Here is a 21,081-nt window from a genome sequence, read left to right on the forward strand (position 1 = left end):
CCCTCCGGAGGGGGGAAAGGTGGCGCTGCGAAGCAGCGACGGATTGGGGGAACCACGTGGCAATCAAGCCTCGGCCTCACCAGTCACTCACAGAAGATGTGTGCATAGCGTAGACGAAGTGGGGAGAGGAAAGAACCTGCTCTAAACCGCCTTGATCAGCCGCAGCAGGCCCAGCATTTCCACGAAAGTCCCTTTGCGGAACGCGATATAGGTCGGCTCCTCGATACCATGGAAGCGGCGCTTGAAGGCCGCCTGGCCCTGCAGGTTGAAGCGCGAGCGGTTGACCCAGGACGAGTTATAGGCGCGCTGGAAGGTGCCGCGCCAGAAGCTCGATTCGGCGAAGCCGCTCGGCTCGATGTCGAGCAGCGGCGAGAGGCCGAGCGTCACCTGTGAGACGCCCTCCTCGCGAAAGCGGTCGACGGCGAATTTGGTCAGGCCGATCTCGGCATGTGGCGTCGCATCGACCTGTTTGCGCTTGAAGGAGGTGGTGTAGCCGATGACCTTGCCGTCGCGAAACAACGGGTCGAAGTCGAGGATGGCGAGAAGCCGGCCTTCAGGTCCGTGCAGGAGGAAGCGCCGCATGTCGGCGCCGATCTCTTCGGAAAAACGACGGTTGAGGAACCCCATTTCCCAGCGCTTGATGATGCGCTCCTTGCGCCAGTCGGCGGAAAGCTGCTTGATCTCGTCCTGCAGCCCGTTGCCCTTGTCCTCGGTGAGGGTAAAACCCTTCTTCGTCAGCCAGCGCTCGGAATAGCGCACGGTCTCGTTGCGCTTGCCGGAAAAATCATGCGCAGGCAGCGGTAGCCTGGTGTCGATGCCGAGGCGATTGACCTGGTAGCCGAGGCCGGCGAGCACCTTGGCCGTGTCGGCGCCGACCTGGACGAACCAGGGGCTGCCTGCGGTCTCGACGAAGCGCTTGATATAGGCCGGGCGGTCGGCCGGGTCTGCCACCGGATCGCCAAGCGCGAAATGATGGCTCATCTTGGTGCCGAAGGCGATGTAGCCGTCGCCATCGCTGAAATAGGACAGTTTCTGCTGCACGGCCGTCGAATAGGCGAGCGAGAAATCGCCGTAACGGCGCACTAGCGCCAGGCGTTCGTCGTCCGTCAGGTCGCGTCGCGGGACCTTGGGTGCCACGGCATCGAGAAGCCTGTCGAAATGGATGCGCAGGGGCGCCATGAGCTCCGCGTGCCAAGAAGTGATGACCTGCCGCCCTCAGGTCGCGAATCGCCGGCGACCGCCGCCGGCCGCGTCGCGTCAGCGCGATATAGGATGCAATCGGCGGCGAATGAAGGGCAAATGTCCCAAAGCGTCCGAATCGCCCATCGGCTGCCGCAACGGACATGCAAAGATCGGCTTGATATTTCCATGGCATGTATATATCAAATTATCGATACATGGCTGGGCTATTATGGAAGACGTCCTCCGATCCCTCGGCTTTCTCTGCCTCGGCAGCCGGATGAAGCGCATAGGCGAGCAGCTGCAGGCCGACACGCAACGCGTGCTCGACCGCCTGGACACGCGCATTCAGTCGAGCCAATACCCGCTGCTCGCCGCGCTCGACAGGCTGGGCCCGGTGCCGGTCGGCGAACTGGCCCGATCCTTGGGCATCGCGCAACCGGGCGTGACGCGCAGCGTGGCGCTGCTTGCCGAACTGGGGTTGGTCGAGGTCAACCCTTCGCAAGACGACCAGCGTCGCAGGATCGTTTCGCTGAGCCGCAACGGCCGGCGTCTGGTCGACCAGGCGAAGCGGGAGATCTGGCCGAGCATCGAGAATGCCGTGGGGGATTTGTGCGCCGATCTTTCCGGGCCGCTGCTCGGCCAGCTTGCGGCAATCGAGGATCGTCTTGCCGCAACACCGCTCCATCGCCGCGTCGAAAATGCCAAGCTGGCCGCATCGTGAAACATGTTCTGGACCGCCCCATCTGGAGCGCGCTTGCAACGCGGCACCAGGCTTTCGCCGAAGGCGGCGACCTTGCCAGGCGATATCGTCCGTCGATCGTGCCTTTCGCTGCTACTGCCGCCGACGATGCGGACAGCCTGCAAGCGCTGACCTGGCTTCTCCCGTCGGGCGAAACAGCCGTCCTGGTTCAGGCGGATGAGATCGCCCTGCCGCCGGAAATCTCCACGATCTCGGCAGCGCCGCTGGTGCAGATGATCGCCGAAGCGCCGATGCCGGTGACTTCCGATGAGCGCATTCGGCAGCTGAAAAAAGACGATGCCGAGGAAATGCTGGCGCTCGCGTCTCTTACCAAGCCCGGTCCCTTCACGCTGGAGGCGCTGAGCCTCGGCGATTTCTGGGGCATCAGGATCGACGGCAGGCTGGCGGCAATGGCCGGCGAGCGCATGAAGCAGCCCGGATACTCGGAACTCAGCGGCGTGTGCACGCATCCGGATTTCCGCGGCGGCGGCCTTGCCCGCCTGCTGTCGGTGTTCGTCGCCGGCCGGATCGCGGCACGCGGCGAGGTTCCATACCTGCACGCCTATGAGAGCAACGCTGCGGCGATCAGGCTTTACGAGTCCATCGGCTTCCGCTTGAGAAGCAAGATCAACATGGCCATGGTTCAACGCGCGGAGTAACGAAAGGGAGGATTTGATCGAAATCCTCCCTCTCGACGTCTCGGCTACAAGGTCACACGGCGATCTTGCCGCCGCCCTGCTTCGTGATCGCAACGACGGACGGCCGCACCGGCATGTCCGGCTTGAAGTCCGGCCAGCGGGTCGACGGGTCCTCGTAATAGGATGGGCGGCTGAAACCTTCCCAGTCCTCGCCACCGTCGCCCGGGTGCTGGACGGCGACGAAAGCTGTCTGGTCATCCGGCGCGAAGAGCGGGCCGCACATTTCGGCGCCGATCGGCACGCGGAAGAACAGTTTCGACGTTGCCCGCGCGGCACCCTCGGTATCGACCGCCCAGAGACCGTCGGTGCGGCCGGTGGCCTTCGGGCCCTGGCCGTCGGTGGCGACCCACAGGCGCCCGGCCGAATCGACGGCGCAATTGTCCGGCATGCCGAACCAGCCATGGGCGGTGGTCGCTGTCGAGAAGGTGGCGCCGACATCGGCAACGGAAGGATCGCCGCATTTCAACAGCACTTCCCATTTGCCCTTGGTGGCGGCGAAGTCGCCGCCATCCTCGACGATCTCGATGATGTGGCCGAAAGCGTTCTCGGCGCGCGGATTGGCGGCGTCGACCTGCTCGGCCTTGCGCTTGGAATTGTTGGTCAGCATGACATAGACCTTGCCGTTGCCGGCATTGGGCTGGATGTCCTCCGGCCGGTCCATCTTGGTGGCGCCGAGCAGGTCGGCGGCGCGGCGCGTCTCGATGAGAACGTCGGCCTGGGAAGCAAAACCGTTCTCCGCCGTCAGCGGGCCTTGACCGAAAACGATCGGCATCCATTCGACCGAGCCGTCCTCGGCGAATTTGGCCACATGCAACGTGCCGTCATCGAGCAGGTTCATGTTGGCGGCGCGGTCATTGGGGTTGAACGTGCCGGCGGTGACGAATTTGTAGACATAGTCGAAGCGCTCGTCGTCGCCGAGATAGAAGACGACGCGGCCGTCCTTGGCGACGATCGATTCGGCGCCCTCATGCTTGAAGCGCCCCATGGCGGTGCGCTTCTTCGGGGTCGAGTTCGGATCGTTGACGTCGACCTCGACGATCCAGCCGAAGCGATTGGGCTCGTTCGGCTCCTTGGCAAGATTGAAGCGGTCGTAATGCGCGCCCCACTCATAGGCGCCTTCCGGAATGCCGAGGCGCTTGTAATTGGCCGCTTCCCTGTGGCCTTCCGGCAATTCGCCCGAGAAATAGCCGTGGATGTTCTCCTCGGCCATCACATAGGTGCCCCAGGGCGTGACGCCGCCGGCGCAATTGTTGAGGGTGCCGATGACCTTGGTACCGGACGGGTCCGCATTGGTCTTGACGCGGTCATGGCCCGCCACCGGGCCGGAGAGCGCCATCTCGGTGGTCGACATGATGCGGCGGTTGAGCTTGCCGTCGCGCACCACTTGCCATTTGCCGTCCTGCTTGCGGATCTCGACGATGGTGCCGCCATGGGCGGCCATCTCGACATCGACCTGCTCCTTCGAGAGCGGCGCCACCTCGGCCTTCTTCTTTCCGTCCTTCTCGACGATCGAAACGATGCCGGGGAACATCAGATGCGGGTTGGTATATTCGTGGTTGACGACCAAAAGGCCGTGCTCGGCCGAGCCGTCGATCGGAATATAGCCGACATAGTCGTTGTTGTAGCCGAACTGTCTTGCCTGGGCTTCGGCCGACTGCTTCAGCGGATCGAAGTCGGGGGAATCGGCAAACAGCGGATCGCCCCAACGCAACAGCACGTCGGCGTCATAGCCGGGCGCGACATGGTGCTTGTCGTCGATACCGGCTTCGAGCTCGTCGAACTTGAAGGCCGAAGCCTCGGCGGCGCGCGCCTCGTCGGCCGCAATCAGCGCCAGCGGACTGACGGTGGCGGCGATGGCCGACACGGCCAGCGACCCCATGAGAAAGCCGCGGCGCGAGAAACGCGCGGCGATGATCTCGCCCATGGTGCGGTTGTCGGTCGGGTTGACCGGCGGGCCGTCATTTTCCTCGAGCTGGCTGGTCCGGAAACGGGTCTCAGGGGTCACGGTCATGAGTTGTCCTCTGGCTTCTTGAGTGGCTGGGGATTTTGACCCTTCGACCCCTAAAGCGCGCCGATCACATTTTCGTGACACTGCCGTGATAGAACCGCAATAGTGTTTGCCGGCTCGCGGCGGCTTTTGCGACACCCGGCTTCAGTCCCTTGAGCGCCTGCGCTTGGCTGTGGTCAGCTTGACGACATCGCCCGCTTCGGGAAACAAGGGCTGGCCGGCGTGGCGACGGCGCTTCAAAAAGGGGGCGGCAAGGTGAGTTTCTGGGGACTGGCGCAGCTCGGCATTTCGACCGTGATATTCCTGCTGGCGGCGATGGCGGCCAAGCAATGGGGGCTGGCGCCGAGCTTGGCCAAGCTGCTTTTGACGCTGGCGCTCTACTCGGCCGGCAATCTGATCATGCTGAGGCTGGTGCGGGAATTCGGCATGTCGGTGTCGTTCAGCCTATCGGCGGTGATCCAGCTTGTCGCGGTCAATGTCGTGGCGATCGCCTTCTTCGGCGAACGGCTCAATGCCTTGCAGGCGATCGGCATGGTGCTGGCGATCGCCGCGGTCGCGCTGATCACGCTCGGGCCCTATATCCAGCGGCTGTAGCTGGACCCGAGGGCCCGAATGAAATCGACCGCCAACGCGCTCCTCAACAAGTTGGAATTCCCGGTGCTGCTGGCCGGGCTGGTGATTGCCGGCGGGCTATGGGGCCTGGTGGAACTCATGGAGGTGGCGCGCGCCACGACGCCGCATACCTTCGATACGGAGATCCTGCTCGCCTTCCGCCGCGCCGGCCAGCCGGACAGCCCGATCGGCCCGCTTTGGCTGGAGGGCGCGGTGCGCGACATCACCGCGCTGGGCAGCACCGCTGTGCTGGTGCTGATCACGACGGCGACCATCCTCTATCTGCTCCTGATCCGCAGACCCTCGACAGCCCTATTCATGTTCGCGGCCGTCGCCGGCGGGCAAGCGCTCTCCAGCCTGCTCAAGCTCGAGGTCGACCGGCCGCGGCCCGATCTCGTCTCGCATCTCGTCACCGAGACCTCGCTGTCCTTTCCGAGCGGCCACGCGATGCTGTCGGCGGTGACCTATCTGACGCTCGGTTCCTTGGCGGCCCGCTTCCTGCCGGACCGCAGGACGAAAGTCTTCGTGCTTTGCCTCGCCGTGCTCACCACCGTGCTGGTCGGCGCCAGCCGCGTCTATCTCGGCGTGCATTGGCCCTCCGACGTGCTTGCAGGCTGGTGCGCGGGCTTTGCCTGGGCCATGCTGTGCTGGCTTGCGGCGCGGCTGCTGCAGCGACGCAAAGTCGTCAAGGATAGCGAATAACCAATGTCTCACCCATATTAGATGATACTTGAAACATCACTATGATTGTATTATCCATTGGTATCGCAGACTCAGACAAAGGTTCTGGCCGATGATCACTGCTGCGCAGATGCGCGCCGCAAGGGCGTTGGCCGGTATCGACCAGCGAACGCTTGCCGAGCGCGCCGGCGTCTCGCTTCCGACGATACAGCGCATGGAAGCGAGCGAGGGCGTTGTGCGAGGCGTCGTCGACACGCTGATGAAGGTCATCCATGCCCTCGATGAGGCCGGGGTGGAATTGATCGGCGAGAACCAGACCAGCGAACGCGGCGGCAGGGGCGTGCGCCTCAAGGCCACCGTGGCGCAGAACCCGCAGGGCTGAGCCGCAACCGTGTCCGTCTCGGGAACCGTTGCCGGTTTTCGGGCAGCGATGCGGCGTCGCAACGGTTTTATCGCGACGGCGACCGCCGACATCCAGCCGACGATCCCGCCGCCCTGTGGAGCGGAAGCAGTTCATGGATCAGGCGGGGCGGGCAATTCACCACCAAGCACGGCCGACCTTCGCCGAGCTGTTTACACCAAAGCTGGTGACGGTGCTGCGCGAGGGCTACCACCTCAAGCAGCTGAGGGCCGATGTGATCGCCGGCCTGACGGTCGCCATCGTGGCGTTGCCGCTGTCGATGGCGATCGCGATCGCCTCGCATGTGGAGCCCGAGCGCGGACTGTTTACGGCGATCATCGGCGGTTTCATAGTCGGCGCGCTTGGCGGCAGCCGTTTCCAGATCGGCGGGCCCGCTGGCGCCTTCATCGTGGTCGTGGCCTCGACGGTCGACCGGCACGGTGTCGACGGGCTGATCCTGGCAATGCTCATGGCCGGCGTCTTCCTGCTCGCGGCCGGCTATCTGAGGCTCGGCGCCTATGTGAAGTTCATTCCGTATCCGGTGACGGTGGGTTTCACCGCGGGCATCGCCGTCATCATCCTGTCCAGCCAGTTGCACGACCTGTTCGGCCTGACGCTGCCGGGCAAGGAGCCAGGCGACCTGCTGCCGCGGCTTATCGCGCTCGGCAAGGCGGCCCGAACGGCAAACCCGGCGGCCATTGCGCTCGCCGCGCTGACGATAGGGATCATCGTGGCCATGAAGCGCTGGCGCCCTTCGTGGCCGGGCCTCCTGATCGCGGTGGCGGCGGCCTCGCTGGCGACGACGCTTCTCGGTCTTCCCGTAGAGACGATCGGAACGCAATTCGGTGGCATTCCGCGGATGTTGCCGGATCCGGCTCTTCCGGCGCTGGATGCGCAGAAGCTCGTCTCCGTGGTGCCCGACGCAATTTCCTTCGCTCTGCTCGGAGCAATCGAATCGCTGCTTTCCGCCGTGGTCGCGGACGGTATGACCGGACGACGGCACCGCTCCAACTGCGAACTGGTGGCACAGGGCATCGCCAATATCGGCTCGGCGCTGTTCGGCGGGATCTGCGTGACTGGACTGATCGCGCGCACGGCGACCAACATCCGCGCGGGCGCGCATGGACCGTTGTCGGGAATATTCCATTCCGCCTTCCTGCTGCTGTTCATGCTGGTGGCTGCGCCGCTTGCCAGCTACATCCCGCTGGCGGCGCTTGCCGGGGTGCTGGCCACGGTGGCCTGGAACATGGTGGAGAAGCCCGCCTTCCTGGCGCTGATCCGATCGTCCTGGGGCGACGCCCTGGTGCTTCTGGTCACCTTCGGACTTGTCATCTTCCGCGACCTCACCACCGGCATCGTGGTCGGCTTTGCGCTGGGCGCTCTGCTGTTCATCGGGCGGATGGCGCGTTCGGTCGAGGTGGAGGCACATGTCCCGCCGGTGACGGAGGACCGCGCCGACGCCGCAAATGGCGGGCGCGTTGCCTATGACCTCGCCGCCGCCACCGATCCGGATACCGTCATCTATCGCATATCGGGGGCGTTCTTCTTCGGCGCTGCGGCAACGATCGCGACCGTGCTGGACCGTATCGCCGACCAGCACAGGAACTTCATCCTCGATTGCTCGGCTGTGCCCTTCCTCGATTCGACCGCGGCAAACGTCATCGAAAGCACGGCGAACAACGCAAGGCGCGCCGGAGGACGCTTCATCATCGCGGGCGCCTCGTCGCAAGTCAGGCGCACCCTGATAAGCCATGGCGTCAAGCGGCCGCTGGTGACCTATGCAGCCTCGATCCGTGACGCGCGGGCGCAGCTGGGCGGAAAAGCGGAGACGGCGTAGGCGCCCTGCTCAAACGGTCGCTTCGATCGGCTCGGCAAGCTTGGGGCTGGCTCGTGCGGCGATCAGGCAGCCGGCGACGATGAGACATGCGCCCGCCAGCGTGGTCCAGGCCACCTTCTCGCCGAAGAAGAACCAGCCGAGCGCGATCGCCCAGATGAAGGCCGAGTATTCTGTCGGGATGAGATATTGCGCTTCGGCGCGGGCGTAGGACCAACTCATCAGGAACTGGCCGGCAAGCGACAGCATCGCAACGCCTGCCAAGGGGAGCCAAAGTTCTCTCGGCAGAGCGATCGCAAGCCAGGGCGCCGCGCAACCAAGGATGATCCCGACGAAGATATTCTGGAACAGGATGATCTCGACCGGCTTGGCCAGAAGTGCCTGTCGTCGAGCGAGGATCAGATTGTAACCGTAGAAGACCGTCGATACGAGCACGGCGACCGTACCCCAAAGCGCATCCTGCGAATGGCCTGCCTGCCCGAACTGGCCGGCCAGTATGATCAAGACGCCCGCGATGCCGGCCAGCGACGCCCACACCGCCTGCCGCCTTATGCGCTCGCCCAGCAGCAATGCGGCGAGGAAAAGTGCAAACAACGGCGCGACGAAGCTCAGGCCTATGGCTTCGGCGAGCGGCAGCCTGGCGAGACCCCAGAAGAACGAGACTAGGACGATGCCGACAATGACCGCGCGCAGCGCATGCAGACCGAGCACCGGGAGGGTCGGTTTCGAGCGCGGCCCCATCGACCAGGCCGTGCCCGCGACCACGGTCGCGACCATGCTGCGCCATAGCACCGTATTGTAGACGCCGACCGCGATGACCAGCGACTTCATCGCCGCATCCATGCCCGACAGCAGGAAGATCGCCAGCGCGCAGACGAGCACCGGGATCGTCGGTGAAACGGCGCCGTTCAGGCTGGATGTCTTCACGGCTTTGCTCACATGAGGGTTGCCGCCGAATAGTCCGGAGCGGGTGGCGAAACCAGATGGCAGCCGCACCGACATGGCGGTCCAATATCGAGCGGCGAGGCGAAAAGCTCGCCTCATCGCTGAGTGCCGAGATGCGAAACGCTGTCCCGCCGGCGTTGCAATGCTCTCCGCCACGACATGCTTAATCCATTGACAGCGCCGCGACCTCGCCCTCGCCCATCAACGGCATATAGATGGTCGCATTACCGTCCGTGCCGATATCGGCGCTGCCCGGCTTGAACTGCGCTACCACCGTCGGCGCGCCGCCGGGCTTGTAGCTGTAGAGCGTGCCGGTCATGTAGGCGGTGGCGTAGATGGTGTCGCCAATGGCGATGACGCCATCGAGATCGGCGAATTTTTGGGCCCCGGGCAGCGGCGTGATCTTCTTCGTGGCAAGGTCGACCGACAGCAGGCCGCCGGGCTCGGCGGTGCTGAAATCGATCGTGTTGATGCCTTTGCCCCAGGACGCGACGATCAGCCTGCCGCCATCGGCGAAGACGCCGTTCGGCGAGGCGAGCAGCGCATCCTTGACGAACAGCTCCGGTCTGTCGCCGTCGATGCGGTAGATCGTGTCGGCCAGCATGTCGCTGACATAGACGTTGCCGGCGCTGTCGGCGGTCATGTCGTTGAGGAACACGGCGCCCGGCACATCGATGGTCTCGACCAGTCTGCCGCTGGCGAGATCGACGACGCGCACCCTGGTGATGTCGGCGGCGTAGAGCCTGCCGCCGGTGATCGCCATGCCCTTGGGCGCGTCCATGCCGTCCACCCAGTGGCGAGAGATGACCTTGCCGTCCATCGACAAGAGCGACAAATAGCCATTGCCGTCCACCGCGCCGGGATTGCCGACGATGTTGGAGACGACGATGCGGTCGTGGGCGGCATCGACCAGCGCGGATTCCGGCTGCTCGAAGCCAGTGGTCCGCCAGAGCTCGCCGGCCTGCGCGACGGACACGGAGATGGCGGCGAGGACGGTTGAAGCGACGAGGTGTTTCATGGGTGCTCTCCTGTGATGACGGCAGAGAGCTAGGATTTTCGATACTTTCCTGGAAGCCGGAACGAGACTAGTATCGCAGTTCAATACGAATTCGCGCGAACGAGGTGCATTCCATGAATGGTCCGATCTTCGAGGCGCTGAAACGGACGCTGAAGGCCAAGGGCCTGACCTATCGGACGCTGGCCGAGCGCATGGGCATTTCCGAGCCGACGGTGAAGCGCATCTTCCATGAGAAGAACTGCAAGCTCGACCGGCTGATGGAGATCTGCGCCGCCGCCGATGTCGAGCTGGAGAACGTTCTCGGCGCAATGAACCGCGGGCCGGGTCCGGCCAACCGCATCGCGCCGGAGATCGAGCGCCGGCTGGCGGCGCGGCCGGCCCTGCTCTTCGTCTTCGTCATGCTGTCGGAGAAGTTCACGCCCGAAGGCATCATGCGCTCGCAAGGCCTGAGCGAAGCTTCGATGTTCCTCTACCTGCGCGACCTCGAGGAGCTCGGGCTGGTGGCGCTGGGGCGCGGCCTGTCGGCAAGGCTGCTGGTCGACGCGCCGATCCAGTGGGATTTCGAGGGGCCGCTGAAGCCGCATTTCGAGATGACCAACAAGAACTTCATCGGCTGGGCGATCGGCCATATGGAGCAGGCCGCGACCTTCATCAGCTTTTCCAGGCGCATGCGGCCGCAAACGGCGGAAATGCTGCGGCGCGAGGCCGAGGAGCTCGCAGAACGCGCCAGGCTGCTCGCTCACCACGACCAGCACACCACGCCCGAAGACCAGCTCACCGGCTACAAGTGGACCTTCGCCTTCGGCGCGACGCCCTTTCCCGCGATCATGCCGATCGGGCCGCATCCGAGGGATGCGGGTGCGCGGGCGGCTAAGGAGAAACGGGCGTTGCCGGCGTAGCGCTGCCCCTTCTCCCCTTGTGGGAGAAGGTGTCGCCGAAGGCGACGGATGAGGGGTGTTCCACGGAATGAGACATCAGCGACTAACGAGCGTGTTGGCCAAGCTGGACCACCCCTCATCCGTCTCTGCGCTCAGCGCCGATCCACCTTCTCCCATAAGGGGAGAAGGAGACACGCCGCGCTAAGCCGCCTTTGCTTCTTCCTGGGGTCCGGCGAGATCATCGCGCGCCTTGCGGGCCAATCTCCTGGCCGAGCGCTTGGGGCTGTCGCCGAACAGCTCGGCAGCATCGGCAAGGCAGGCCTTGGCCAGGCTCTTTTCGGCACGCTTCAGCAGCTTGCGCAGAAGCTTCGTCTCGTCGGCGGGGCCGAGCGGCTCGCCTTCGGCGTCGAGCAGGGCGCAGATGACGAAGACGTCGTGCAATTCGCCGAGCTGCTCGCCGAGCCTGTCGACCGCCTTGCGGCGCGCCTTGATCGGCGTCGGCCACAGGCGGCCGAGCAGCGACAGATGCATGGCGTGCGTCTTTGCCGCCTTGCGCAGGTCGTGAAAATCGTCGGCCGCGCCGCGTGATTCCGCCTTGTCCAGCGCCTTCTTCGCCCGCCGCAAGGTGGCGCGGGCGCCGTCGGCCAATATGTCGGCCGCCTGCTCCGGCTGGTCGGGCAAAGTCAGCCTGTCGATGCGCTCCAGGCCTTCCCGGCATGCGGCGATCGCCGCATTGATGGCGGCGTCGAGGCCGGGACCGGCATGGAGCTCGTGCTGGCGCAGCACCAGCCGTTCACGCACGGGGTCGAGACCGCCGCCTGCGGATTGTTCCGGAAAGGCATCGGCCAGACGGTCGATAGTTTCGATGAGAGCGGTCGCCTCGCGCGGGCCGGCCAGCAGCGCCGACACCTGCTTATAGCATTCGTTCTCGGTCTGGCAGAACGGTTCGTCTCCGGAACGAACCAGGCGCAGCAAGGCGCGCACGCTTTTCAGCCGCTTGCGGCATTTGTGCAGTCCCTGCTCCGGCTTCTCGCGCGCCATCTCGAGATGAGCGACTGCCTTGCCGATCTCGTCGGCCAATATGCGCCTGACCTCGCCGGTCAGCGGCAAGCGCGGATCGATGCGGAAGCTCATGCGGCGATCTCCGGAATCCCCCCGAGGGCCAGCGACGCGTTGTAAAACCTCGACTCGCCGGTGACCTCGCGACCGAGCCAGTCGGGCAGCATTTCGTCAGATACGTCCTCCGGCGTCTCCAACTCCGCGATCACCAGCCCCGCGAGCTTGCCGCCGAAAACATCGACTTCATAGAGATAGCCGCGGTGTCTAACATGGTGGCGTGTCTTCTCGATGACACGTCCGACGGCGAACGCCATCAATTCCTCGGCCTCGGCAAGCGGGATCGAATATTCGAATTCGTCGCGCTCGCGCGCCCTGTCGCCGAACTTCAGCGTCAGCTTGGCGGAGCGCCCGTCGCTGATGCGCACCCGCACCGTGCGGCCGGGCTGCGCGGCGACATAGAATTGACGAACGCGGATTTCCGCCTCGACCTCACCGCGCCAGGCGGGACTGGAGACCAGGAATTTGCGCTCGACTTCCTTGCTCATGGCCGGGCACTAAAGCCTGTGAGGGCCGGGAAGGCAAGCCGAGTCGAGGCCAAATTTGACTTTAATCAATCGATTGATTAAAGTGTAGGTATGAACAAAATCGCAAGAAGGCCGCAGCGCGAGGTCGGCACCGCCGATCAAACGCGCGCGGCGCTTGTCCACGCGGCGCTCAGGCTGTTCGGGCGGCAAGGTTTCGACGGCACCTCGACGCGGGAGATCGCGGCCGAGGCCAAGGCCAATATCGGCTCAATCGCCTATCACTTCGGCGGCAAGGAAGGCCTGCGCGCCGCCGCCGCCGACTTCATCGTCGACACCATCCAGGGGATTGCCGGCCAGGCGCTGGGCGGCGTGCAAGCAGCGGCTCCCCTGGACCCGGAAGCAGCCCGGGCGCAGCTTTTCGCGGCGCTCGAGCGGATGGTGGGTTTCGTCGTGGCCAGTCCGCAGGCCGGCGAGATCGTACAATTCGTACTTCGCGAGCTCTCGCATCCGACGGCCGCGCTCGACCGCATCTATGCCGGCGTGTTCGAGCCGACGCACCGGCGGCTGTGCCAGGTCTGGGAACAGGCGACCGGCGAGCCGGCCGAGAGCGAAGCGACCAAGCTCACCGTCTTCACCATGATCGGCCAGGTCATCTATTTCCGCATCGGCCGCGAGGCGGTGATGCGCCGGATGGGCTGGCACGACATCGGCAATGAAGAGGCCGCCAAGGTGGTGGCGGTCGCAACCGACAACCTCAGGGCAATGCTGGCCGCGCGGGGGGCCGCCGGCAAGAAGGGCAAATCATGAGCTTTCTTTGTTCGCTGCCGCTCGCGGCCCAATTGTTCGGCGCCTGCGCGCCGGCCGCACCTTTGGCCGTCGGCTATGTCGAAGGCGAATATGTGCTGATGGCGCCGATCGAAGTGGCCCAGGTGGCGACGGTGTCGGTTCGGCGCGGCGACCGCGTCGAGAACGGCACGGCGGTGGCGACGCTGGAAGACGCCGACGCCAAGATCGAGGTTGCGCAGGCTAAAGCAGCACTTGCGCAGGCGCAGGCGCAGCTTGCCGATCTGCAGGTCGGCAAGCGCCCCGAGGAAATCGCCGTGCTCAAGGCCGAGGTCGACATGGCCAAGGCCCAGGCGGCCGACGCCAAGCGCAAATACGACCGCGCCAGCGACCTCTACAAGCGCGGCACCGGCACCCAGGCCGATTACGACACCGCCTCGGCTTCGCTGGAGACCGCCAATGCCCAGGTCGGCCAGGCGGAAGCCAATCTCGCCGTCGGCAATCTGCCGGCGCGGGCCGAGACCATCAAGGCCGCCGACAACCAGGTCAAGCAGGCGCGGTCGACCCTGGAGCAGGCCGAGTGGCGGCTGTCGAAGCGGGTGCTGGCGGCGCCCTCGCCTGGCCGCGTCAACGACGTCATCCGCAATCCAGGCGACACAGCCGGGCCGACCGCGCCGGTGATCTCGATGCTGCCGGACGGCGCCGTGAAGCTCAGCGTCTATGTCCCCGAAAGCGCGTTCTCGGCGGTCAAGGTCGGCACCGAGCTCAACGTCCGTTGCGACGGCTGCGGGACAGGGCTGAAGGCACGCGTCAGCTATGTCTCGCCCGACCCCGAATTCACGCCGCCGGTGATCTACTCGCTGGAGAACCGGCAGAAGCTGGTCTATCTCGTCGAGGCGCGGCCGGAGGGCGATGCGGGACCACTGCAGCCCGGTCAGATCGTCGATGTCGATCTTGCGGATCTCGGGCAATGAACGCCATCGACGTTCGCGGCCTGGTCAAGCGCTTCGGCGATAAGACCGTCGTCGACCATGTGACGATGACGGTCGCCGAAGGCGAGATCGTCGGCTTCCTCGGGCCGAACGGCTCGGGCAAGACGACGACCATCCGCATCATGTGCGGGCTTTTGACGCCGGACGAAGGCGACGGCACGGTGCTGGGCTTCGACATCCGCACCGACGCGCTCAAGATCAAGCGCGAAGTCGGCTACATGACGCAGAAATTCTCATTCTACGAGGATCTGACGATCGGCGAGAACCTCGAATTCGTGGCGCGGCTCTACCAGCTGAGGCCGGTCGAGGAGTATGTCTCGCGCACGCTTCAGGATCTCGGCCTGGCCAGCCGCCGCAACCAGCTGGCCGGCACGCTTTCCGGCGGCTGGAAGCAGCGGCTGGCTTTGGCCGCCTGCATCATGCACGAGCCGAAGCTGCTGCTGCTCGACGAGCCGACGGCCGGCGTCGATCCGAAGGCCCGGCGCGAGTTCTGGGACGAGATCCATCGCCTTGCCGGCGGCGGGCTGACCGTGCTCGTCTCCACCCACTACATGGATGAGGCCGAGCGCTGCCACCGCATCAGCTACATCTCCTATGGCAAGATGCTCGCCACCGGCACCGTGGACGAGGTGGTGAAGAATGCCGGGCTGACCACTTTCGTCTTGCAGGGGCCGCGGCTCGACCAGGTGGCCGAGGCGCTGCAGGGCAGGCCCGGCGTCGACCAGGTGGCGCCGTTCGGCGCGACGCTGCATGTCGTCGGCTCCGACAAGGCGGCGCTCGAAAAGGCGCTGGCCGACGTCGAGAAGGAACACAAGGGCGTTACCGTGAAGCCAGGCGAGACCAGCCTCGAGGATGTGTTCATCCAGTTCATGGCCGGCTCGAAGGACAATATGGCATGAAAGCGGTCTTCTCCTTCGCCAGGCTGGGCGCGCTGCTGACCAAGGAATTCATCCAGATGCGGCGCGACCGCATCACCTTCGCCATGATGCTGGGGGTGCCGCTGATCCAGCTGGTGCTGTTCGGCTATGCGATCAACAACGACCCTAAGAGCCTGCCGGCCGCGCTTGTGGCGACTAGCAGCGACCCCTATACGAGGGCGATGGTCTCGGCGCTGCAGACCACCGGCTACTACCGCTTCGACCATGTCGCGCAAAGTGCGGCGGAAGCCGAGTTCCTGATGGCGCGTGGCGACGTCTCCTTCGTCGTCACCATCCCCGCCGATTTCGCCCGCCGCGTCGAGCGCGGCGACAATCCGCAGATCCTGATCGAGGCCGACGCAACCGACCCGGCGGTGGCCAGCGGCGCGATCTCGACGCTGAGCACCGTGGCCGGCCAGGCGCTGCTCAGGGCACAGGGCACTGAGGAAACGGCCAAGGAGGCGGCGCGCGGCCAGCTCGATGTCGTCGTGCACCGGCGCTACAATCCCGAAGGCATCTCGCAATACAACATCGTGCCCGGCCTGCTCGGCGTCATCCTGCAGATGACGATGGTGATGATGACTTCGATCGCGCTGACGCGCGAGACCGAGCGCGGCACGATGGAAAACCTGCTGGCCATGCCGTCGAGCCCGCTCGAGATCATGATGGGCAAGGTGCTGCCCTACCTGGTGGTGGGCGCGGTGCAGGTGGTGGTGGTGCTGGCGGCGGCGAAGCTGCTGTTTGCCATTCCCTTCATGGGGTCGCTGTCGCTGCTGCTGTCGACCGTGCTGGTGTTCGTGCTGTCGCTGGTGCTGCTCGGCTACACGATCTCGACGATCGCGCGCACGCAGATGCAGGCGCTGCAGCTCACCTTCTTCTTCTTCCTGCCCTCGATCATGCTGTCGGGCTTCATGTTCCCCTATCGCGGCATGCCGGGCTGGGCGCAGATCTTTGGCGAGATCTTCCCGCTGACGCATTTTTTGCGCATCACCCGCGCCGTCATGCTGAAAGGGGCAGAGCTGCCGGCGGTGGCGACGGAAGTCGGCTGGCTGGTGGTGTTCGTGGCATTGTTTGCCGGCGTGGCGCTGGTGCGGTTCAGGCGCACGCTGGATTGAGATCACGGAAAATCTTGCGCACAAAGGCTGGCGGGACAGCGCCCCCCTCTGGCCTGCCGGCCATCTCCCCCACAAGGGGGGAGATCGGACGCCTCGCCGACCGTCGCCAACCTCAAACGTTGCAGAGATGGGCGAGGCGCCGAAACTGCCAATCTCCCCCCTTGTGGAGGAGATGTCCGGCAGGACAGAGGGGGGCGCGAAGGATCACAACGATTCTCGCGTGCAGGCCGCGCCTCTATGCCGCCGCCATGATCTCCGCATAGGTGCCGAAATCGACATTGCCGCCGGAGAGCACCACGGCGACGCATTTGCCGGCAAGGTCGATCTCGCCGGATGACAGCGCGGCAAAAGCGACGCAGCCGCCGGGCTCGACCACCAGCTTGAGATAGGCCATCGCGTCACGCATCGCCTGGGCGGCGGCCTTGTCGGAGACGGCGATGGCGCCGGCGAGATTCCGGCGGTTGATCTCGAAGGTGATGGCGCCCGGCTCGGCGGTGAGCAGCGCATCGCAGATCGAGCTGTGGCCGGGCTCGTTCGCGACCCGCTCGCCCTTGGCCAGCGAGCGGCGCGTGTCGTCGAAATGCTCGGGCTCGACCGCCCAAACTTGCGTGCTCGGCGAAGCGTCCTTGACCGCGACGGAAATGCCGCTAGACAGGCCGCCGCCGCCGCAAGGAACGACGACGGCGTCGAGGGCCACGCCGAGCGCTTTCGCCTGCTTCATCAGCTCCAGGCCGATCGTGCCCTGGCCGGCGATGATGGCCGGATCGTCGAAGGGCGGCACCAGCACCATGCCCTTTTCGATATAGGGGCGAACGACCGCCATGCGGTCGTCCTTGTACCGATTGAACGGCACCACTTCGGCGCCCATCTTGCGGACATTGCCAACCTTGAGCGCCGGCGCATCGGCCGGCATGGCGATCACCGCCTTGGCGCCGAACATGGCGGCCGAGGCCGCCACGCCTTGCGCGTGGTTGCCGGAGGAGAAGGCGACGACGCCCCGGCCGCGCTCTTCCTCGCTTAGGCTCGACAGCTTGTTGTAGGCGCCGCGGATCTTGAAGGAGCCGGTGCGCTGCAGCGTCTCGGGCTTGAACAGAATGCGGCCACCATAGCGCTTGTTGAGTTCGGGCGATTCGATGAGCGGCGTTTCGACGATCAGGCCGGAAAGCCGCTCGGCGGCGGCGCGGATGTCGGAGATGCCGGGCAGGGTGAGCATGATGGGCCTCGCGGGATGAGCCCCGTCATGGTGCACGCAAACCGAGGCGTCGCGCCAACGAAAAAATGTCATGGAGACAAGGTTTGCCACGATGGCGACGGCGGCGGAACTGCTGATCTCCCCTCTTGCGGGGGAGATGGCCGGCAGGCCAGAGGGGGGTGCTGTCCCGCCGACATTGCGCCTGTCGGGAACCTCTCACCCCAGCAGCGTCTTCGTCCTTTTGCTGCCGCCCAGCTTGCGCCAGGAGTTGAAGCGGTGGGTGGCGGCGGCGAAGGATATCTTCATCTGCTGCGAAACCGTGTAGCGCGACTTGCCTTCGTCGAACATGCGGTAGCAGCACTCGGCGCCTTCCTCGGTCAGCTTGCCGTCCGGCGTCTTGTTGTGCGGATTGGCGGGGTCGAATTTGTCGAGCTGTTCCTCGACAAGACCTTTCAGGCGCTGCAGGTCGGCCTCGATGCTGGCGATGAGATCGAGAACCGGCTTGGCGTCAAATGCGTGCGGGGGCTTCTTGTCCGTCATGCCGGGCGTCCTTCAATTTCGGTGGCGGTCAGTTATATAGGCGAACATTCGGCAATAATGAAGGGTTTGGTCTCCGCGGGATCAGCATTCGCGTGCCCGCAGCCCGCGCCGTTGGCAATTGACCTTCGGCTGCCAAGATCCTAGTTTAGAACAATTCTAAAGTAGAGTGATCCCATCATGCTTTCCCGTGTTTTCGGCTTCGGCCGCCGTTCCTTCGATTCGCTTTCGGAGCAGGAGATCCTGGCGCTGGCGATCTCCTCCGAGGAGGATGACGGACGCATCTACCGCGCTTATGCCGATGGCCTGGCGCAGGACTTTCCGCAATCGGCAAAAGTGTTCGAGGCGATGGCCGAGGAAGAGGACGGCCATCGCGATTCGCTCATCGAGCTTCACCGCAAGCGCTTCGGCGAGCGCATCCCGCTGATCCGGCGCGAGCATGTGAAAGGCTATTTCGAGCGCAAGCCGGACTGGCTGGTGAGGCCGCTCGGCATCGAGCATGTGCGGCGGCAGGCCGAGGAAATGGAGCGGCAGGCCTATCGCTTCTATGTCGAGGCGGCCAAGCGCACAACCGACGCCTCGACGCGCAAGCTGCTCAATGACCTCGCCGCGGCCGAGCAGGGTCATGAAAGCTCGGCGCATGAATTGGAGCAGCAGCATGTGCCGGGAACCGTTAAGGTGGAGGAGGCGACGGCCGAGCAGCGCCAGTTCATCCTCACCTATGTGCAGCCCGGGCTGGCCGGGCTGATGGACGGCTCTGTGTCGACGCTGGCGCCGATCTTCGCCGCGGCGTTCGCCACGCACGACACCTGGCAGACGCTTCTGGTCGGCCTCGCCGCCTCGATCGGCGCCGGCATCTCGATGGGTTTCACCGAGGTCGCCTCCGACGACGGCAAACTGTCGGGGCGCGGCTCGCCGATCAAGCGCGGGCTCACGGTCGGCCTGATGACTTCGCTGGGCGGCCTCGGCCACGCGCTGCCCTATCTGATCCCGCATTTCTGGACGGCCACTGCCGTGGCGGCGGTGGTGGTGTTCTTCGAGCTCTGGGCGATCGCTTTCGTTCAGAACCGCTACATGCAGACCCCCTTCTGGCGCGCTGCCTTCCAGGTGGTGCTGGGCGGCGCGCTGGTGTTCGGGGCGGGCGTGCTGATCGGCAATGCGTAGCGCCGGCGCTCTCCTTCTCCCCTTGTGGGAGAAGGTGGATCGGCGCGTAGCGCCGAGACGGATGAGGGGTGCTCCAGCGGAGTGAGACGCCGGCAAACGTGCCGTCTCCTCCGGCGTCGCCAAGCTGGAACACCCCTCATCCGTCGCCTTCGGCGACACCTTCTCCCACAAGGGAAGAAGGGAAAGCGCTTCAGCCATTCACCTCGCGGCTATCCTGCGGCGCCTCGGCCCTTTCCTCCATCCCATAGTCGCGCACGACATCGGCGATGCGCAGACGGTAGCCGGCAAAGATGCCGCCGCGGCCGGCTTTCTGCGCCTGCCGGTGCTCCTCGGTGTTGCGCCAGGCTTTCACCGCTTCCTCGTCGCGCCAGAAGGACAGCGACAGCACCCGCCTGGGATCGGTCAGGCTCTGGAAGCGCTCGACCGAGATGAAGCCGTCTATGCTCTCAAGCAGCGGCTTAAGCTCGGCGGCGATGCCGAGATAGGCATCGCGCTTGCCTTCCGCCGGCTCCACCTCGAAGATGACAGCGATCATGTCTCGACCCCTTCCTTGACAACCACGTCGGTGCGAAAGACCTGTCTCGGCCCATGCGGCCCGGACACCAGCTTCAGGAAGAGGCGATCTTCCTTCAAGATGAATTTCTCGCGCCGCGCGAATTCATAATTCGCCTTGCCCGCCGGGTCGGCGGCAAGCCGGGCGCGATAGCCTTCATAGGCCGCGAGGCTCTCGATGTTGTAGGCGGCATAGGCCGTGGTGGCCGAGCCTTCATGCGGGGCGTAATAGCCGATCAGGTCGGCGCCGCAGCGCGGAATGGCCTGGCCCCAGGCCCGCGCATATTGCTCAAAGGCCGCCTTGCCGAACGGGTCGATCTCGTAGCGGATGAAGCAGGTGATGGTCATGTCGGTCTCCTCGTCCGTTGAGTTTTGACGACGACGGTTCGACCGCGGTCGAAACATCGCTTGCGCCTTTGTGCTAGGCATTCTCCTGTCAGGAGAGTTTGCCGCGCTGCTTGAGCCGACCGCAGAATAGTGCTTCCCTGACAGGAATGCTTCGATGAGGATCGAACCATGCGTGAAGGACCCGACATCGCCCGCATCGCCAGCCTGGTCGGCGACCCGGCCCGCGCCAACATGCTCAACGCTCTCATGGGCGGTACGGCGCTGACCGCGTCGGAACTGGCGCTGGAAGCGGGCGTGTCGCTGCCCACCGCTTCCTCGCATCTGTCGAAGCTGATGGATGGCGGCTTGCTGACTTTGGCCAGCCAGGGCCGACACCGCTATTACGGTCTCGCCGGCGCGCAGGTGGCCGGCATGATCGAGGCGATCATCGGCGTCGCCGAAGCGGTCGGCCCGAAGCGTGTGCGGCCGGGACCGCGCGACGCGGCCATGCGCGTGGCGAGGGTCTGCTACGATCACCTGGCCGGCGAGCAGGCGGTGGCGATGCTCGACCGGCTGCTCGACAGGAAGCTTTTGCTGCGCGACGACAACCAAATCAGGCTCTCGCCGTCCGGGGCCGCGCATTTTTCCGCGCTCGGCATCGAGACCGGTGTCAAGGCGCGGCGGCCGGTTTGCCGCGCCTGCCTCGACTGGAGCGTGCGGCGATCGCACCTCGCCGGCACGCTTGGTGCGGCCATCCTCGACAAGATCATCGCCGAGAAATGGGCGCGACGCGAGAAGGACAGCCGCGCCGTGGTGTTCTCGCCGACGGGCAGGCAGGAGTTTGAGCGGGTGTTTCTGGCGTAGGGTCACGCGCAAGCGATACCTTCGCAATGTCGGCGCGAGGCGCCCCCCTCTGGCCTGCCG

Annotated in this window: 23 protein-coding genes; 13 read left to right on the forward strand and 10 right to left on the reverse strand. The window is 65.1% G+C overall.

The window, feature by feature from the left end; genetic code table 11:
• Positions 1 to 141: 141 nt before the first annotated feature.
• Entirely contained in the window at positions 142 to 1,179 is a 1,038-nt protein-coding gene (locus LB552_RS29290; RefSeq protein WP_224611653.1) for a phosphatidylglycerol lysyltransferase domain-containing protein, read from the reverse strand.
• A 232-nt stretch (positions 1,180 to 1,411) separates the two neighbouring features.
• Between LB552_RS29290 and LB552_RS29295 the strand changes: the two genes are divergently transcribed.
• Both LB552_RS29295 and LB552_RS29300 read left to right on the forward strand, forming a co-directional pair.
• On the forward strand, positions 1,412 to 1,903 hold the full coding sequence (locus LB552_RS29295; RefSeq protein WP_224611686.1) for a MarR family winged helix-turn-helix transcriptional regulator: 492 nt from the start codon (positions 1,412 to 1,414) through the stop codon (positions 1,901 to 1,903).
• On the forward strand, positions 1,900 to 2,580 hold the full coding sequence (locus LB552_RS29300; protein ID WP_224611654.1) for a GNAT family N-acetyltransferase: 681 nt from the start codon (positions 1,900 to 1,902) through the stop codon (positions 2,578 to 2,580). Before LB552_RS29295 ends, LB552_RS29300 begins: the two co-directional genes overlap by 4 nt.
• Positions 2,581 to 2,632: 52 nt before the next feature.
• Here the strand turns inward: LB552_RS29300 and LB552_RS29305 are convergent, their stop codons facing one another.
• A complete protein-coding gene (locus tag LB552_RS29305; protein ID WP_224611660.1) occupies positions 2,633 to 4,630 on the reverse strand; it encodes a PhoX family protein in 1,998 nt (665 codons plus the stop codon).
• 252 nt (positions 4,631 to 4,882) lie between these two features.
• Between LB552_RS29305 and LB552_RS29310 the strand changes: the two genes are divergently transcribed.
• From LB552_RS29310 to LB552_RS29325, 4 genes are all read left to right on the forward strand, one after another.
• Positions 4,883 to 5,221, forward strand: a complete 339-nt coding sequence (locus LB552_RS29310) for a hypothetical protein (protein ID WP_224606559.1) — start codon at positions 4,883 to 4,885, stop codon at positions 5,219 to 5,221.
• A gap of 18 nt (positions 5,222 to 5,239) precedes the next feature.
• Positions 5,240 to 5,941 (forward strand): phosphatase PAP2 family protein, encoded by a 702-nt coding sequence (locus tag LB552_RS29315; protein WP_224611662.1) that lies wholly within the window; start codon positions 5,240 to 5,242, stop codon positions 5,939 to 5,941.
• A gap of 91 nt (positions 5,942 to 6,032) precedes the next feature.
• Positions 6,033 to 6,302, forward strand: a complete 270-nt coding sequence (locus LB552_RS29320; RefSeq protein WP_140847140.1) for a helix-turn-helix domain-containing protein — start codon at positions 6,033 to 6,035, stop codon at positions 6,300 to 6,302.
• A 133-nt stretch (positions 6,303 to 6,435) separates the two neighbouring features.
• Complete coding sequence (locus LB552_RS29325; RefSeq protein WP_224611664.1) at positions 6,436 to 8,157, forward strand: SulP family inorganic anion transporter; 1,722 nt, start codon at positions 6,436 to 6,438, stop codon at positions 8,155 to 8,157.
• 9 nt (positions 8,158 to 8,166) lie between these two features.
• Here LB552_RS29325 and LB552_RS29330 read toward each other — a convergent pair whose 3' ends face one another.
• Both LB552_RS29330 and LB552_RS29335 read right to left on the reverse strand, forming a co-directional pair.
• Positions 8,167 to 9,093: a DMT family transporter gene (locus tag LB552_RS29330; RefSeq protein WP_224611666.1), complete on the reverse strand. Its 927-nt coding sequence runs from the start codon at positions 9,091 to 9,093 to the stop codon at positions 8,167 to 8,169.
• A 169-nt stretch (positions 9,094 to 9,262) separates the two neighbouring features.
• Positions 9,263 to 10,117, reverse strand: a complete 855-nt coding sequence (locus LB552_RS29335; protein WP_224611669.1) for an ATP/GTP-binding protein — start codon at positions 10,115 to 10,117, stop codon at positions 9,263 to 9,265.
• A gap of 113 nt (positions 10,118 to 10,230) precedes the next feature.
• On the opposite strand from LB552_RS29335, the gene LB552_RS29340 reads away from it, so the two are divergent.
• Positions 10,231 to 11,016 (forward strand): helix-turn-helix domain-containing protein, encoded by a 786-nt coding sequence (locus tag LB552_RS29340; RefSeq protein ID WP_224611671.1) that lies wholly within the window; start codon positions 10,231 to 10,233, stop codon positions 11,014 to 11,016.
• Between the two features lie 180 nt (positions 11,017 to 11,196).
• Here LB552_RS29340 and LB552_RS29345 read toward each other — a convergent pair whose 3' ends face one another.
• Together LB552_RS29345 and LB552_RS29350 are read right to left on the reverse strand one after the other, a co-directional pair.
• A complete protein-coding gene (locus tag LB552_RS29345; RefSeq protein ID WP_224611673.1) occupies positions 11,197 to 12,129 on the reverse strand; it encodes a CHAD domain-containing protein in 933 nt (310 codons plus the stop codon).
• Positions 12,126 to 12,599 carry a CYTH domain-containing protein gene (locus LB552_RS29350; protein WP_224611675.1) on the reverse strand — a complete coding sequence of 158 codons (474 nt, stop codon included), beginning with the start codon at positions 12,597 to 12,599 and terminating at the stop codon, positions 12,126 to 12,128. Before LB552_RS29350 ends, LB552_RS29345 begins: the two co-directional genes overlap by 4 nt.
• A 90-nt stretch (positions 12,600 to 12,689) precedes the next feature.
• On the opposite strand from LB552_RS29350, the gene LB552_RS29355 reads away from it, so the two are divergent.
• The 4 genes from LB552_RS29355 to LB552_RS29370 are packed head-to-tail and all read left to right on the forward strand — an operon-like array spanning position 12,690 to position 16,385.
• Positions 12,690 to 13,385, forward strand: coding sequence for a CerR family C-terminal domain-containing protein (locus LB552_RS29355; protein ID WP_224611676.1), 696 nt, complete (start codon positions 12,690 to 12,692; stop codon positions 13,383 to 13,385).
• A complete protein-coding gene (locus tag LB552_RS29360) occupies positions 13,382 to 14,335 on the forward strand; it encodes an HlyD family secretion protein (protein WP_224606536.1) in 954 nt (317 codons plus the stop codon). Before LB552_RS29355 ends, LB552_RS29360 begins: the two co-directional genes overlap by 4 nt.
• Positions 14,332 to 15,252, forward strand: a complete 921-nt coding sequence (locus LB552_RS29365; RefSeq protein ID WP_224611677.1) for an ABC transporter ATP-binding protein — start codon at positions 14,332 to 14,334, stop codon at positions 15,250 to 15,252. Before LB552_RS29360 ends, LB552_RS29365 begins: the two co-directional genes overlap by 4 nt.
• Positions 15,249 to 16,385: an ABC transporter permease gene (locus LB552_RS29370; RefSeq protein WP_224549723.1), complete on the forward strand. Its 1,137-nt coding sequence runs from the start codon at positions 15,249 to 15,251 to the stop codon at positions 16,383 to 16,385. The genes LB552_RS29365 and LB552_RS29370 overlap by 4 nt, the downstream gene beginning before the upstream one ends.
• 235 nt (positions 16,386 to 16,620) lie before the next feature.
• On the opposite strand, the gene LB552_RS29375 is transcribed toward LB552_RS29370, so the two are convergent.
• Positions 16,621 to 17,598 carry a threonine/serine dehydratase gene (locus LB552_RS29375; RefSeq protein ID WP_224611678.1) on the reverse strand — a complete coding sequence of 326 codons (978 nt, stop codon included), beginning with the start codon at positions 17,596 to 17,598 and terminating at the stop codon, positions 16,621 to 16,623.
• Positions 17,599 to 17,793: 195 nt separating this feature from the next.
• Positions 17,794 to 18,117, reverse strand: coding sequence for a hypothetical protein (locus tag LB552_RS29380; RefSeq protein WP_095770189.1), 324 nt, complete (start codon positions 18,115 to 18,117; stop codon positions 17,794 to 17,796).
• A 177-nt stretch (positions 18,118 to 18,294) separates the two neighbouring features.
• On the opposite strand from LB552_RS29380, the gene mbfA reads away from it, so the two are divergent.
• Entirely contained in the window at positions 18,295 to 19,278 is a 984-nt protein-coding gene (gene mbfA / locus LB552_RS29385; protein WP_224549729.1) for an iron exporter MbfA, read from the forward strand.
• A gap of 190 nt (positions 19,279 to 19,468) precedes the next feature.
• Here the strand turns inward: mbfA and LB552_RS29390 are convergent, their stop codons facing one another.
• Together LB552_RS29390 and LB552_RS29395 are read right to left on the reverse strand one after the other, a co-directional pair.
• Positions 19,469 to 19,813, reverse strand: coding sequence for an antibiotic biosynthesis monooxygenase family protein (locus LB552_RS29390; protein WP_224611679.1), 345 nt, complete (start codon positions 19,811 to 19,813; stop codon positions 19,469 to 19,471).
• Positions 19,810 to 20,178: an NIPSNAP family protein gene (locus LB552_RS29395; RefSeq protein WP_224611682.1), complete on the reverse strand. Its 369-nt coding sequence runs from the start codon at positions 20,176 to 20,178 to the stop codon at positions 19,810 to 19,812. The genes LB552_RS29390 and LB552_RS29395 overlap by 4 nt, the downstream gene beginning before the upstream one ends.
• Before the next feature lie 168 nt (positions 20,179 to 20,346).
• On the opposite strand from LB552_RS29395, the gene LB552_RS29400 reads away from it, so the two are divergent.
• Positions 20,347 to 21,021, forward strand: coding sequence for an ArsR/SmtB family transcription factor (locus LB552_RS29400; RefSeq protein ID WP_224611684.1), 675 nt, complete (start codon positions 20,347 to 20,349; stop codon positions 21,019 to 21,021).
• The last annotated feature ends 60 nt before the right edge of the window (positions 21,022 to 21,081 follow it).

Source organism: Mesorhizobium sp. CA7 (assembly GCF_020165015.1).
GTDB lineage: Bacteria > Pseudomonadota > Alphaproteobacteria > Rhizobiales > Rhizobiaceae > Mesorhizobium.